Source organism: Novosphingobium aquiterrae, from assembly GCF_042434435.1.
In the GTDB taxonomy this organism is placed as follows: domain Bacteria; phylum Pseudomonadota; class Alphaproteobacteria; order Sphingomonadales; family Sphingomonadaceae; genus Novosphingobium; species Novosphingobium aquiterrae.
Genome location: NZ_JBHLTL010000004.1, coordinates 320779 through 335687, shown reverse-complemented (window position 1 = coordinate 335687; position 14909 = coordinate 320779). Strand labels below are relative to the sequence as shown.

The following is a 14909-nucleotide window of genomic DNA, read 5'->3' as shown; positions in this document are numbered from 1 at the left end:
CAGCGCCCGTGCAAGCGATAGTGGCCGGGGGGAGACGGCAATGGGCTTTGCAAACTGGTACGAGGAACAGGTGGTGCCGCGCTTCATCAAGTGCGCCTGCAGTGCCCCGGCGGTGATGGCCCTGCGCGAGAAGATCGTTCCGCTGGCATCGGGCGCGGTGTTCGAGATCGGCTGCGGCGGGGGGATCAACCAGCCGCTCTATGACGCGGCGCGGATCACCGCCTATGCGGGCATGGACCCGTCAGGCAAGGGGCTGGACTTCGCCCGCGCGGCAGCGGCGGGCAAGGGCTGGCAGGCGGACATCCGCCAGGGCTTTGGCGAAGCAATCCCGTTCGAGGATGACCGCTTCGATTGCGTCGTCTGCACCTTCACGCTGTGTTCGGTCACCGACCAGGCGCAGACCCTGAAGGAGCTTCGCCGCGTGCTGAAGCCAGGCGGGCGCCTGCTGTTTGGCGAGCATGGCCGTGCTCCCGATGCCGGCGTGCAGAAATGGCAGGACCGGATCGAGCCGGTGTGGAAGCGCCTGGCCGGCGGCTGTCACCTGACCCGTCCGGTGACCGCAGCCATTGCTGCGGCCGGCTTCGACATTGCCGCGCATGACGCGCGCTATGCCCCCCAAACCCCGCGCTTTGCCGGGTGGATGGAATGGGGCAGCGCGATCAAGGGGTAAGTGTCAGAAGCCGCGGGCTTCGCCGATCTTGAGGATCCAGGCGTTGTCCTCACCGTACTGCTGGTCGCGCGCGGCGGTGCGGAAGCGCTGCGGCGCCTCGAACGGATCCTCCGGCGTCAGCATGATCGAGCCCCAATGCATACCCACAACGTGGCGGGCCTTAAGCTGGCGGGCGATGCCGATCGCTTCCTCGGGCGTGGCGTGGCTGGCCGCCATGATCGCGCGCGGCTCGTAAGAGCCGATCCCGACCAGCGCGAGGTCGAACGGCCCGGCACGCGCGCCGATCTCGTCGAACACGGCGCCGGGCGCGGTATCGCCGCCGAACCACAGGCTGCGCTCCGGGCTGGTCATGGCCACGCTGGCCCACAGCGTGCGGTTGCGGTCGAACAGTCCGCGGCCGGAAAAGTGCACCGCGGGCAGCACGGTGAAGCGGACGTCGCCGAGCGACCATGATTGCCACCAATCGCGTTCGTGGACCGTGCCAAAGCCAAGCCGGGCGAACATCGGGGCAAGCCCCAGCGGACAGAGCACCGGCGTATCGCTGCGCCAGCGGTAGGCCGTCAGCGCGGCGGTATCGAGGTGGTCATAGTGATTGTGGCTGACCACGATCGCATCGAGCCGGGGCAGGTCGCGCGCGGCGATCGCCGGGGCAAGGAACCGCTTGGGCCCAAGGCCTACAGGACCGGCGGTGCGGCTGAGGAATGGATCAGTCAGGATTAGCTTGCCGCCCATCCGCACCGCAAAACAGGCGTGCCCCAGCCAAGCGACGCTATTGTCGGGCAGAGTGGCAATATCGAGCGGCTGGGCCGCGACAAGATTGTCAGGCAGCGGTGGCAGCTTGGCCCGGCGCATGTCCCACAGCAGGAAGCGCAGGAAATCGCGCGGGCCTGCGCGTTGTTGAGGACTGCCAGGCGGATTGCGAAAACCCCCGCCAGTCCGGTGATGCGCAGGGCGATCGGCCGGAACGACGGGGGCATTAGTCATCGCTGGCTATTGCTCGCCGAAGGTGCGCTGCCACCAACCGCGGCGCGGCTTGCCATCATCGTCGGCGGCAGGCTCAACATCCGCGGATTCCGCAAGTGCAGGCTCGGGGGCCGAGGCAGCTTCGGCCTCGGCTTCGGCGTCGACCTTCTTCTTGCGGGTCCGCTTCGGCTTGGCCGACGCTTCGTCGGCAGTCGCTTCGACAGGCGTCGCTTCGGGCTCTGCCACCGGAACAGCTTCTACCTCGGCTTCGACGTCTGCCTTCTTGCGGCGGGACCGCTTCGGTTTGGCCGGGGCTTCGTCAGCTTCAGCGTCTACTGGTTCAGCGACAGCTTCGGCTTCCGGTTCGGCATCGACCTTCTTGCGGCGGGTCCGCTTGGGCTTGGCCGGCGCATCATCGGCAACAGCAGGTTCAGCTTCGGCCGCAGGCATATCCGCTGCTTCGTCGGAATCCTCCTGCTCGCCTTCGGCCTGCTCGCCATCGTTCGAGCCTTCGCCTTCACCGCGTCCGCGACCACCGCGCCTGCGGCGACCACGGCGGCGTCGTTTGCGCGGCGCTTCGCCATCTTCACTGGCTTCGTCGGTGGCCTCGCCGCGCTCTTCGCCTTCTTCGTTTTCGTCGTCGTTCGCAGCTTCGGCCTGCTCGCCGTCTTCGCGAGGCATGCCATCCTCGCGCTCGCGCTTGCCGCCACGCCGACGGCGCTTGCGCCGACGCTTGCCGCGTTCGTCTTCGCCGCCATCGTCGTCGCGTTCGCCGCGATCGTCGTTGTCGCCTTCCAGCTCGTCCTCGTCATCGATCAGGTCGTCATCGTCGTCCTCGATAGCGATCGGCTCGAAGCGCGGGGTGAACTCGGGACGCGGACCGGACGAGCCAACCCGCATCTTTGCGCCCTCGTTCTCGCCCTCTGGCAGGACCTCGACGCGCACGCCGTAGCGATCCTCGATTTCCGCAAGATCGGCGCGTTTGGCATTGAGCAGATAGACCGCCGCCTCGGTGCTGGCGTAGAGCGAAATCACCGAGCCGCGACCCTTTGCCGCTTCATCTTCGATCAGGCGCAGCGCCGAAAGGCCCGCGCTCGACGCGGTGCGGACCAGGCCCGTCCCGTCGCAGTGCGGACAGCCGCGGGTCGTCGCTTCAAGCACGCCGGTACGCAGGCGCTGCCGGCTCATTTCCATCAGGCCGAAGCTGGATATGCGGCCGACCTGGATGCGCGCACGATCGTTCTTGAGCGCGTCCTTCATCGCCTTTTCGACCTTACGGACGTTGGAGTTGTACTCCATGTCGATAAAGTCGATCACCACCAGTCCGGCCATGTCGCGCAGGCGCAGCTGGCGGGCGATTTCACGCGCCGCTTCAAGGTTGGTGTTAACCGCGGTCGCTTCGATGCCGTGCTCCTTGGTGGAGCGGCCCGAGTTGATGTCGATCGAAACCAGTGCTTCGGTCGGATTGATGACGATGTAGCCACCGCTCTTCAACTGAACCACCGGATCGTACATCGCGGTCAGCTGATCTTCGGCACCGTAACGCTGGAACAGTGGCACGGGATCAGCGTACTGCTTCACCCGCTTGGCATGGCTGGGCATCAGCAATTTCATGAAGTCGCGCGCGGCGCGATAGCCATGCTCGCCTTCGACCACCACGTCTTCGATGTCACGGTTATAGATGTCGCGAATCGCGCGCTTGATAAGGTCGCTGTCCGAATGGATCAGCGCCGGAGCCACGCTTCCCAGCGTGGTTTCGCGAATCCCGTCCCACAGCCGGGCCAGATAGTCGAAGTCGCGCTTGATTTCGGTCTTGGTTCGCTGCAGTCCGGCGGTGCGGACAATGCAGCCCATCGACTTGGGCAGCTCGAGTTCGGCAATGATCGACTTCAGGCGCTTGCGGTCTGCGGCCGAGCTGATCTTGCGGCTGATGCCGCCGCCGTGGCTCGAATTGGGCATCAGCACGCAATAGCGGCCAGCCAGGCTGAGATAGGTGGTCAGCGCCGCGCCCTTGTTGCCGCGTTCTTCCTTGACCACCTGGACCAGCAGCACCTGGCGGCGCTGGATGACGTCCTGGATCTTGTAGCGGCGACGCAGCGCCATACGCTTGGCGCGCAACTCGTCGGCTTCCTTGGCGTGGCCGCGATTGTTGCCATTGCTGCCCTGGCGGCGGCGACCGCGACCGCGTCCACGGCGGTTGTCTTCGCCATTGCCGTTGTCTGCAGCGCCATCGTCCTCACCGGATTCCTCGCCGTCGTGGTCAAAGCCGTTTTCGACGTGGCCGTCCTCAATCGTGGCGACATGGTCCTTTTCGTCGGTATCGACTTCGGTAACACCGCCAACGTCATCATCGTGATGGTCGTGCGTGGTGCCGGCCAGGTCGTCGGCCAGACTTTCGCCCAGATCATCGTCGCCGACGAAGTCTTCCTCACCCTCGGCGATGGCGCGCAGGGCGGCCTCTTCCTCGGCATGGGCGGCCTCTTCGGCCAGCAGGGCTTCGCGATCCTCCTTGGGGATCTGGTAATAGTCCGGATGGATTTCGCTGAACGCCAGGAACCCGTGCCGGTTACCGCCGAAATCGACGAAAGCCGCCTGCAGCGATGGTTCGACGCGGGTTACCTTGGCAAGATAGATGTTGCCCTTGATCTGCTTGTGTTCGGCCGATTCAAAGTCGAATTCGTCAATTCGGTTGCCCTTGAGCACCGCCACCCGGGTTTCTTCCGGGTGGCGCGCATCGATAAGCATGCGCGTTGTCATTGGTATATCTCCGTGCGCGCCTTGGCAGGGCCGGCCCGAAACGGGCGGCCCAGTGGGAGGCGCGACTATGTGCGAGAAGGTCGCCCGGTGCGGTGCACCGGGCGGGAACATGCGAAATACCGGCGCGCTTGTGCGTACCGGCGGCGTAGTGCGTGTCTGCAGCAAGGAAAAGGCGCGGCGACAATGGGCGCGCACGACCGGCCGTCCGAGCCGCCGACGCCCGGACGGGCTGCGACGGAGGAAACGGCGAACGGCTTTTCATTACAGCATCAACCTGACTGATCCCGGCGAATGCGCCGGATTCTCCCGCCGGGATATCGTGCCGATCCGAAATGCCGCAACACGCTGTATCGGCGTGAATTGTGCGGAAGGATCGGGACAGGTCTGCCCGGCTGCCGATTGACTAGCAAAGCTTTGCCAAGGCGGCAAGTTGCTTGCGCGGCTGCCAATGACGATTGCGCCGAGCAGGTCGATTCCGTAAGCGCTATGGCCGATGCGCCGCTGGATAATCCTGCCGCTGGTCTTTGTCGCTCCGCTTGCCGTATTCGCGGCGATGATCGGGGCCGATCGCCTGTTCGGTGCGCCGGGACGCGGTTTTGATTATGTCGTCAAGGTAAGGCTGCCTGCGGCTGACGGAGTCGTTGGCCTGCCTCCTGTCGAAGGACCGCAGGATGCCAGTCGTCCGCTCGTGGTGATCGATGCCGGACATGGCGGCAAGGATCCCGGTGCCGGAACCGGGACTCTCAAGGAAAAGGATGTCACGCTGGCCCTGGCGCGGGCCTTGCGCGACGAATTGCTCCAGCGCGGGGGGATCCGCGTGGCCCTGACCCGCGGTGACGATCGCTTCCTGGTGCTGGGTGAGCGGTCCTCGATTGCACGGCGCCTGGGGGCAGACCTGTTCATTTCGATCCACGCCGACAGCACGGGCGACAATGCCGCGGCCCAGGGCGCCTCGGTCTATACGCTGTCGGACAAGGGCACGAGTGAGGCGGCCAGCCGCTTCGCCGCGCGCGAGAATGCCGCCGACGTGATCAACGGCGTCGACCTTGGCGGTACAACGACCTCGGTCAGCTCGATTTTGGTTGACCTGTCGCAGCGGGAATCGCTGGCACGTTCGCAGCAGTTCGCCAACTTGATCCTTCGTGAGGGGGCGGGACGCATTCCGTTCCGCGAAAAGTCCGAACAATCGGCCGCCTTCGCGGTACTGAAGGCGCCCGACATTGCCTCTGTTCTGTTTGAAACCGGCTATATCAGCAATGCCGACGACGCCGCGCGATTGTCATCGCCGCAAGGACGACAGGCCCTCGCGCAGGTCACGGCCAAGGCAATCGAAGCCTATTTTGCCCGCCTGCGCGCATCTGGTGCGCGCGCCGCCCAAGGGCTTGAATATTGAACCTGTTCAAGTCTGCCCGCGATCGCCCGTCCGGGGACTGGCCTTGTCCGTTGCCACCATGCTAGAGCCGATCGCCTATGCCCGATAGCCAGGACCCTGAATCGATCCGCCTTCGCATCCGCCGTGAGGCCGGAGGGTTGCTGAGCCGCACACGGGCCGGGCTCGCCAGCCTGGGTGCGCGCCTGGCTGACACGCATTTCGGCGACTGGTTTGCCCGCCGCTGGCAGGCCAGCCGCGGCTTTCGCATCACGGGTTACATCCTGGCAGCCATTGTCGGGGTGAACTTGCTGGTATGGGCCACAGTAACTCGCAACCTGCCGTCGGCTGACAGTCTGCTGACCTATCAGCCGCCGCTTCCGACGATGGTCCGCGGCGTGAATGGCGAGATTGTCTACAGCTATGCCCGCGAACGGCGGGTGCAACTGCGCTTCGTCGATTTCCCCAAGCCGCTGATCAACGCCTATCTCTCGGCCGAAGACAAGACATTCTGGTCGCACGGCGGGGTCGACTATGCTGGCCTAGCCGGGGCAGTTGTCGACTACGTCACGAAATTCGGCTCCGGCCGCCGGGCCCGTGGTGGTTCGACGATTACCCAGCAGGTGGCCAAGAACATATTGATCGGCAACGAATACTCGATCACCCGCAAGTTCAAGGAAATGATCCTGGCGCGGCGGATCGAGGCCGTGCTGAGCAAGGAGCAGATTCTCGAGCTTTACCTCAACGAAATTCCACTTGGACGGCAAAGCTTTGGGGTCCAGGCCGCGTCGCGTGCTTACTTCGGCAAGGACGTTGCCGACCTTACCCTGGCAGAGGACGCCTTTCTGGCTATCTTGCCCAAGGCACCCGAAACCTATGGCCGCGCAAATCACGCGGCCGAAGCGATTACACGTCGCAACTGGGTGCTCGACCAGATGGTCAAGAACGGGGCCGTCAGCGCGGCAGAGGCCGAACAGGCCAAGGCACAGCCACTCGCCATCGTGCCGCGCCGCGTCGAAGCCTACGACCCCTCGACCGGCTACTTCGTCGAAGAGGTACGTCGCCGCCTGATCGACAAATATGGCGAGAAGGCCGAGGATGGACCCAACTCGATCTATGCCGGCGGGCTGTGGGTGCGCACTTCGCTGGACCCGGAACTGCAAAAGGGCGCGCAGGATGCGCTGCGGGCAGGGCTGTTGCGTTATCAGGGCGGTCGCGAATGGACCCGTCCGATCGCGCACATCGATGTCGATATGGAGTCCTGGCAGGCTCAATTGGCGACGCTCAATAAATCCATATCCTATCAGAACTGGCGCACGGGCCTGGTTCTGACTCGCAAGGGCAGTCAAGCGACCATTGGCTTCAATGATGGACAGACGGCGCCGCTGGTCAGCATTCCTGACGCCTTGAAGGCCGGCGACGTCGTTGCGGTCGGGCCTGTAGGCAATGCCTGGGCCGTGCGCACGATACCTACTGTCTCAGGGGGGATGGCAGTAGTCGATCCGCGTTCGGGCAGGGTGCTTGCGCTGCAGGGCGGATTTGATGCCGGGCTCGACAGTTTCAACCGGGCCACCCAGGCCGAACGCCAGCCCGGATCGACGATCAAGCCGTTCGTCTATGCCACCGGTCTCGACTTTGGAATGACCCCGGCAAGTGAGGTGGTCGACGGCCCGTTCTGTGTCTATCAAGGCGCGGCACTTGGGCAGAAGTGCTTCCGCAACTTCGACATGCGCGGTGCCGGTGGCACACACACAATGCGCTGGGGCCTTGAACAGTCGCGCAACCTGATGACGGTGCGCATCGCCAATGATGCGGGCATGGAAAATGTGGTCAAGCAGATCGACCGGGTCGGCATCGGCAAGTATCCGCCCTATCTGTCGTTCGCGCTGGGGGCCGGCGAAACGACTGTGCTGCAGATGGCCAATGCCTATGCCGCCCTTGCCAACAATGGCCTGCAATATCCGGCGTCAACGATCGACTTCGTGCAGGATCGCAATGGCAAGGTCATCTGGCGGGCCGACAGCCGGCGCTGCGACAAATGCAATATGGCGCAGTGGGACGGCAAGCCGATGCCCAGGCTGGTGCAGCGCGGCAAGCAGGTTATGGATCCGCGCACCGCCTATCAGGTGGTTCATATGCTGGAAGGTGTCATTACCCGCGGCACCGGGGTCGTTCTGGCGGATCTGAAAATGCCGCTGTTTGGCAAGACCGGGACGACGACGGGGCCGACCAACGTGTGGTTTGCCGGCGGCGCCCAGAACATCGTCGGGGCGGTGTACATCGGGTTCGATCAGCCGCGCTCGCTTGGTGGTTACGTCCAGGGCGGAACCTTTGCAGCGCCAATATTCAAGCAATTTATCCAATCGACCCGCAACCGATGGGATAGCCGGCCCTTTGTCGCCCCGGCCGACGTGCACATGGTCAAGATCGACCGCGTGAGCGGCAAGCGGGTATTCGAAGGCCTGGCCACTAACGAGCCCAAGGCCTCGATCATCTGGGAAGCGTTCAAGGCCGATGCCGAGGCCAAGCGCAGCAACGGGCTGGAAGACCTGGCCAAGCAGCGTGACGCGTTGATTGCCGCATTGCGCCGCGGGGCAAGCAGGCCGACAGGCCAGAGCGCGGCCCCGGCGGCCGGACCAGCTACGGAACCCGATGCCGCATCAAGCATCGCCTCCGATGAAACGGTCACGACGCAATAGCATGGACAGCCGCGGTCACTTGGCGCAGGATCAGACCATGAAATATCGCATTCTTCGCGGCGCTGCCGCGCTTATTGCCGCCGCCTTCCTGGCCCCGGCAGCATCCGCCGACCTTCCCCTGGGAGCAAAGGCGCCGGCCTTTGTCACGCAGGGTGCGCAGGGCGGCAAGGCCTTCGCCTTCAACCTGCGCGCGGCGCTGCGCAAGGGCCCGGTGGTCTTGTACTTTTATCCGAAGAGCTTCACGCAAGGTTGCACGCTTGAAGCCCATGCTTTTGCCGATGCGATGGACGATTTTCGCGCCGCCGGTGCGACTGTCATTGGACTGTCTGCCGATGATCTGGCGACCCAGAAGAAGTTTTCGACCGAGCATTGCCGCGACAAGTTTCCTGTAGGCATCGCCACGCCGGCGATTGCGACCGCCTATGACGTCACCTTGAAGGGTGCCGGTGCGCCCGCGGGCATGACCGCGCGGACCAGCTATGTCATCGGCCGCGATGGCCGAATCAAGCTGGCCTATACCAACATGGATTTTCGCGACCATGTGCGCATGACCCTTGCGGCCGTCCGCTCGCTTTCGGGCAATCGCTAGGCGCGCCTGCTTTACAATCCGGAACCTTGCGCTAAGCGGGCCGGGTTGACCGGTGCGGGCGTGCCTGCACCCATTGCGGAGAGTGAATGTCATGCGTGCCGAAGGGCAGGCTCATATCGAACGGATCGAGGCGGCGCTGGCCCTGGTCCGCAAGTTTCTGGATTGGGACCGGGCGCTGCGCCGGCTCGACGAGCTTAACGCGAGAGTCGAGGATCCCAAGCTTTGGGACAATCCGAAAGAGGCCGAAGCCGTCATGAAGGAGCGCCGCCGGCTTGATGCCGCGGTCAGCACCGTCAAGGATATCTCAGCGCGGATGGCGGACGCTATCGAGTTCGTCGAACTGGGCGAGATGGAAGGCGATGAAGCCACCATCGACGAAGGCGTTGCCGCGCTGGCCGCGCTTGCCGACCGCGCCGATGCCGACAAGGTCCAGGCCCTGCTCGGCGGCGAGGCCGACGCCAATGACACTTTCATCGAAATACACGCCGGCGCTGGCGGGACCGAGAGCCAGGACTGGGCCGAAATGCTGCTGCGCATGTATAGCCGATGGGCCGAACAGCGCGGCTTCAAGGTCGACGTGATCGAATACCAGGCGGGCGAGCAGGCCGGGATCAAGTCCGCAACGATCCAGGTCAAGGGCGAGAACGCCTATGGCTATGCCAAGACCGAAAGCGGTGTGCACCGCCTGGTGCGCATTTCGCCCTATGACAGTTCGGCGCGGCGGCACACCAGTTTCAGCTCGGTCTGGGTCTTCCCGGTGATCGACGACAGTTTCGAGATCGACATCAATCCGGCCGATCTCAAGATCGATACCTATCGCGCCTCGGGCGCCGGTGGCCAGCACGTCAATACAACCGATTCGGCCGTGCGCATCACCCACGTTCCTTCGGGCATAATTGCCGCCAGCCAGCAGGACCGCAGCCAGCACAAGAACCGCGAGATCGCGATGGGCATGCTCAAGTCGCGCTTGTACGAAGCCGAGATGCAGAAGCGCGAAGCAGCGGCCAGCGCCGAACATGCCGCGAAAAGCGACATTGGCTGGGGTCACCAGATCCGGTCCTACGTCCTGCAGCCCTACCAGATGGTCAAGGATTTGCGGACCGGGGTGACCAGCCCGACCCCGGCGGACGTGCTCGACGGCGCGCTCGATCCGTTCATGGCCGCTGCCCTGGCACAGCGCGTTACCGGTGAAAAGATCGCGGTGGAAGACGTCGATTGATCGCGCGCGGGTCCGCCTTTGCTCTGTTGCTGGCACTTTCCGCGTGTAGCCGCGCGGACTCGGATGCTGGCCGTGCCGAAGGTGCGCAGGGATTTCCCAAGCCTGACCGGCCGGTATCCAGCATCGTTTCGAATGCCTTCAGCACCGAAGATCAGCGCGACGATCTGGGCGAGGCGAAGGTCGTGATGGATCTGGCGGCGATCAAGGAAGGCACGACGGTTGCCGATATCGGAGCGGGCGAGGGGTATTATACCGTCCGTCTGGCCGAACGCGTTGGAACCAAGGGCCGTGTCCTGGCTCAGGACATCGATGCTGCGGCCATGCAGCGCCTGGGCCAGCGCGTGGAGCGCGAGCGAATCGACAACGTATCGATCAAGGTGGGCGCACCGGCAGATCCGCGGCTTCCCGAAAACAGCTTCGACCGCATCTTTCTGGTCCACATGTACCACGAGGTTGGCGAACCCTATGCCTTCCTGTGGCATATGCGCCCGGCGCTGCGCGACCGCGGCCAGGTCATCGTCGTTGACGCCGATCGCCCTGCCGACCAGCACGGCATGCCGCCGGCGTTGCTGTTCTGCGAATTCAACGCTGTGGGCTTCCGCCTTGTGGAATTTGTCCGTAAGCCCGAGTTGAAGGGTTACTATGCGCAGTTCGAAGCGGTTGGTCCGCGACCCGAACGCGCCGATATCAAGCCGTGCACTGCGGCAAAGGGAAAGACAGCAAAGCAATGACCGGGGCCGCGACATTCAAGGGGTTGAAGCCCATTCTCTACGGCGGGCGTGAGGTATGGCCGCTGGTTGAGGGCGGCAAGGGCGTTTCGGCCACTAATCATATGAGTTCGGGCGCCTGGGCAGCGGCCGGCGGCATCGGCACGGTCAGCGCGGTCAACGCCGACAGTTACGACGCCGAAGGCAAAATCGTCCCCCAGGTCTACGCAGCGCTGACCCGCAAGGAGCGCCATGAGGAGCTGATCCGCTACGGGATCGACGGGGCCGTCGCCCAGGTCAAGCGGGCCTACGAGCTGTCCGGCGGCAAGGGCGCAATCAATATCAACGTCCTGTGGGAGATGGGCGGCGCCCAGCAAATCCTCGAAGGCGTGCTGGCCGCCACCCAAGGCATGGTCGCCGGGGTCACCTGCGGCGCGGGTATGCCCTACAAGCTCAGCGAAATCGCCGAGCGCTACAACGTCTTGTACCTGCCGATCATCAGTTCGGCGCGCGCCTTCCGGGCGCTGTGGAAGCGGGCCTATCACAAGGTCCCGCACCTGTTGGGCGCGGTGGTCTATGAGGATCCCTGGCTGGCCGGCGGGCACAACGGCCTGTCGAACGCCGAAGATCCGCTCAAGCCCGAGGACCCCTATCCGCGGGTCAAGGCACTGCGCGACGTGATGCGGGGCGAAGGCATTGCCGATACCGTGCCGATCGTCATGGCCGGCGGCGTCTGGTTCCTGCGCGAATGGGACAACTGGATCGACAATCCGGAGCTGGGCACGATCGCCTTCCAGTACGGCACGCGGCCGCTGCTGACCGAGGAAAGCCCGATCCCGCAGGGCTGGAAGGACGCGCTGCGCGACATCGAGCCGGGCGACGTGCTGCTCCACCGCTTTTCGCCGACGGGGTTCTATTCCTCGGCGGTGCGCAATCCGTTCCTGCGCAGCCTCGAGGCGCGCAGCGAGCGGCAGATTCCCTATTCCAAGGTCGAGGCGGGCGATCATACCGTGCGGCTCGATGTCGGGGTCAAGGGCAAGAACTTCTGGGTTACCCCGCGCGATCTCCAGCGCGCCCGCGGCTGGGTAATCGACGGCCATACCGAAGGGTTGCGCACCCCCGACGATACGATCGTGTTTGTCTCTCCGGCTGAGCGCGCGATGATCCAGCAGGACCAGAAGGATTGCATGGGCTGCCTGTCGCACTGCGGGTTTTCGTCATGGAAGGACCATGACGATTACACCACCGGCTACCTCGCCGATCCGCGCAGCTTCTGCATCCAGAAAACCCTGCAGGACATCGCCCACGGCGGCCCGATCGACCAGAACCTGATGTTCGCCGGCCACGCCGCCTACCGCTTCAAGCAGGACCCGTTCTATTCCAACAACTTTACCCCGACGGTGAAGCAGCTGGTGGATCGGATTCTGACGGGGGATTGAGGCCTTCGCAAACGGCTCAATCGAATTCCCATGCCCGTTCGCCGTGGCTCGACAAGTCAAGCCCTTCGCGTTCGTCGTCCTCGCTGACCCGCATCGGGAACAGCAGCGACACCAGCACGGCGATCACCGCGCTGGCCACGGCCGACCAGATCGCCACCGCGCCGACGCCGACCGCCTGCGCGGCGAACTGGCTGAGCATGGTCTTTCCTTCGCCGTAACCGGTGCCGCCCAGCGTCGGGGACAGGAACACCGCCAGCAGCAGCGATCCGGTAATCCCGCCTACCCCATGGACCGCGAAGACATCGAGCGAGTCGTCGATCTTCAACCGCTGTTTGATCAACTGGATCATCGGGTAGCAAACCGCTGCAGACAGTGCGCCGAAAACGATCGCTGCGCCGGGTGAAATGAACCCGGCCGCCGGGGTGACGGTGGCAAGCCCCGCCACAGCACCAGTGGCGAACCCGACACTGGTCGGCTTGCCGACAGTGAACCGTTCGATGCCCAGCCACACCATTGCCGCCATGCAGGCCGCGACATGGGTGTTGATGATGGCGCTGGCCGCGTCGTCATTGGCGGCAAGAGCCGATCCGCCGTTGAAACCGAACCAGCCGACCCACAGCAGCGCCGCTCCGGCCATGGTCAGCGACGGCGCATGCGGGAGCATCAGGGTCTTGGGATAGCCCTGGCGCTTGCCGATCAGCAGCGCCGCGATAAGGGCCGAGACGCCTGCCGTCGTGTGGACCACGATCCCGCCAGCAAAATCGAGCGTACCCATCGCACTGGCCAGCCAGCCGCCGCCCCACACCCAGTGCGCCACCGGGGCATAGACCAGCAGGCTCCACAGCGCGCAGAACGCCACCGTCCAGCCAAATCGCGCGCGATCGACCCAGGCGCCGACCATCAGCGCCGGGGTGATCGCGGCAAAGGTCATCTGGAACAGGGCGAAGGCGCTTTCAGGGACCAGCGTATCAACACGGACGTTGCCGAGGTTGCCCAGCATGACATTATCGAAGCCGCCGAGCCATCCATTGCCGGCCGGACCGAAGGCGATCGAATAGCCGGCAACGACCCACAACAGGGATGCAACGGCGGCGATCGCGCCGACCTGAACCAGAACCGAAAGGAAATTCTTGGCCCGCACCAGACCGCCGTAGAACAGCGTCAGCCCCGGCATGGTCATGAGCAGCACCAGCGCCGCCGAGATCATGATCCACGCGGTGTCGCCGGTATCGGAGACGTCATCCGCAGCCTCTTGCGCCAGCGCCGCGAATGGCGTGAGCAGGGCAACGGCAGCAGCACCCAGGGCAGCGAACTTGCGCATGGTACGGTATCTCCCCAACGCCGCGGCATTTTCGGCGCGATTCCTTTGCGCCGCGCCTTAAAGCAACGATTGCAGCTTCGGCAAGCGGCCCAGGATCACGAAGTTGCGCGGCCCGGCGCTTATGCCCAGCCGTCGAGCACCTGATCGGGCGGGCGGTGGCCATCGACCCAGAACCGGATGTTCGCGACGACCTTTTCTCCGGCATGGGCGCGCCCTTCGATCGTGGCGCTGCCAAGATGGGGCAGGGTGATCACGTTGGGCAGGTCGATCAGCCGCTGGTCGACCTGCGGTTCACGCGCAAACACATCGAGCCCGGCCCCGGCGATGCGGCCTTCTTGCAAAGCTGCAATCAGCGCTTCCTCGTCGATCAGGTCACCGCGGGCGGTGTTGATGACAAAGGCGCTCGGCTTCATTTCCGCGATCCGCGCGGCGTTGAGCAAATGGTGCGTGTCTGCGCCGGCCGGGCAATGCAGCGAAAGGATGTCCGCCTCGGCAATGAGCTTTTCCAGGTCGGGTTCAAAACTGGCGCCGAACATGTTCTCGATGCTGGGGGGCAGCCGGTGACGGTTGTGATAGACCACGTCCATGCCAAAGGCACGGGCGCGGTGGGCGACGGCCTGGCCGATCCGGCCCATGCCGACGATGCCCAGCCGCTTGCCGCCAATGCAATGCCCCAGCATTGCCGAGGGTGCCCAGCCGGTCCACTTGCCGTCGCGGACCAGTCGGCTGCCTTCGCCCAAGCGGCGCGGCACCGACAGGATGAGCATCATCGCCAGATCGGCCGTGTCATCGGTAAAGACGCCCGGCGTGTTTGTGACCATGATCTTGCGCAGGCGCGCGGCGTGCAGGTCAATGTGCTCGATCCCGGCACCGAAATTGGCGATAAGGCCCAGCCGCTCACCCGCCTGCTCAAGCATGGCTGCATCGATCCGGTCGGTAACCGTGGGCACCAGCACGTCACAGCCGCGCATCGCCGCGATCAGTTCTTCGCGGCCTAGCGGGCGGTCGGCCTCGTTGAGCACGACATCGAACAGTTCGCGCATTCGCGCCTCGACCGAAGGCAGCAGCCGGCGGGTGACATGGACCTGCGGCCGGTCGGGCAGGCGGCGTTGGCCGGGCGTTTCGGTAACGACTGTCATGGCCTGTCGCTAAGCCTCCCGTTGCGGGACGGTCAAG

At 64.5% G+C, this 14909-nt stretch carries 11 protein-coding genes; 7 read left to right on the top strand and 4 right to left on the bottom strand.

Going from position 1 to position 14909, the window contains the following annotated elements:
* Positions 1-40: 40 nt before the first annotated feature.
* Positions 41-670, top strand: a complete 630-nt coding sequence (locus ACFFF7_RS07565) for a class I SAM-dependent methyltransferase (RefSeq protein WP_379480760.1) — start codon at positions 41-43, stop codon at positions 668-670.
* Positions 671-673: 3 nt separating this feature from the next.
* Here the strand turns inward: ACFFF7_RS07565 and ACFFF7_RS07560 are convergent, their stop codons facing one another.
* Both ACFFF7_RS07560 and ACFFF7_RS07555 read right to left on the bottom strand, forming a co-directional pair.
* Positions 674-1654 carry an MBL fold metallo-hydrolase gene (locus ACFFF7_RS07560; protein ID WP_379480759.1) on the bottom strand — a complete coding sequence of 327 codons (981 nt, stop codon included), beginning with the start codon at positions 1652-1654 and terminating at the stop codon, positions 674-676.
* Positions 1655-1660: 6 nt separating this feature from the next.
* Positions 1661-4390, bottom strand: a complete 2730-nt coding sequence (locus ACFFF7_RS07555) for an Rne/Rng family ribonuclease (protein ID WP_379480758.1) — start codon at positions 4388-4390, stop codon at positions 1661-1663.
* Positions 4391-4883: 493 nt separating this feature from the next.
* Between ACFFF7_RS07555 and ACFFF7_RS07550 the strand changes: the two genes are divergently transcribed.
* From ACFFF7_RS07550 to ACFFF7_RS07525, 6 genes are all read left to right on the top strand, one after another.
* A complete protein-coding gene (locus tag ACFFF7_RS07550) occupies positions 4884-5783 on the top strand; it encodes an N-acetylmuramoyl-L-alanine amidase family protein (RefSeq protein WP_379480757.1) in 900 nt (299 codons plus the stop codon).
* Between the two features lie 77 nt (positions 5784-5860).
* Positions 5861-8458, top strand: a complete 2598-nt coding sequence (locus ACFFF7_RS07545; RefSeq protein WP_379480756.1) for a penicillin-binding protein 1A — start codon at positions 5861-5863, stop codon at positions 8456-8458.
* 37 nt (positions 8459-8495) lie between these two features.
* Positions 8496-9047 (top strand): peroxiredoxin, encoded by a 552-nt coding sequence (locus ACFFF7_RS07540; RefSeq protein WP_379480755.1) that lies wholly within the window; start codon positions 8496-8498, stop codon positions 9045-9047.
* 91 nt (positions 9048-9138) lie between these two features.
* On the top strand, positions 9139-10266 hold the full coding sequence (prfB, locus tag ACFFF7_RS07535; RefSeq protein WP_379480943.1) for a peptide chain release factor 2: 1128 nt from the start codon (positions 9139-9141) through the stop codon (positions 10264-10266).
* Between the two features lie 26 nt (positions 10267-10292).
* Positions 10293-10997, top strand: a complete 705-nt coding sequence (locus ACFFF7_RS07530) for a class I SAM-dependent methyltransferase (RefSeq protein WP_379480754.1) — start codon at positions 10293-10295, stop codon at positions 10995-10997.
* Positions 10994-12412: an NAD(P)H-dependent flavin oxidoreductase gene (locus tag ACFFF7_RS07525; protein ID WP_379480753.1), complete on the top strand. Its 1419-nt coding sequence runs from the start codon at positions 10994-10996 to the stop codon at positions 12410-12412. Before ACFFF7_RS07530 ends, ACFFF7_RS07525 begins: the two co-directional genes overlap by 4 nt.
* 16 nt (positions 12413-12428) lie before the next feature.
* Here the strand turns inward: ACFFF7_RS07525 and ACFFF7_RS07520 are convergent, their stop codons facing one another.
* A complete protein-coding gene (locus tag ACFFF7_RS07520) occupies positions 12429-13733 on the bottom strand; it encodes an ammonium transporter (RefSeq protein ID WP_379480752.1) in 1305 nt (434 codons plus the stop codon).
* Positions 13734-13852: 119 nt separating this feature from the next.
* Positions 13853-14872: a 2-hydroxyacid dehydrogenase gene (locus tag ACFFF7_RS07515; protein ID WP_379480751.1), complete on the bottom strand. Its 1020-nt coding sequence runs from the start codon at positions 14870-14872 to the stop codon at positions 13853-13855.
* Between the last annotated feature and the right edge of the window lie 37 nt (positions 14873-14909).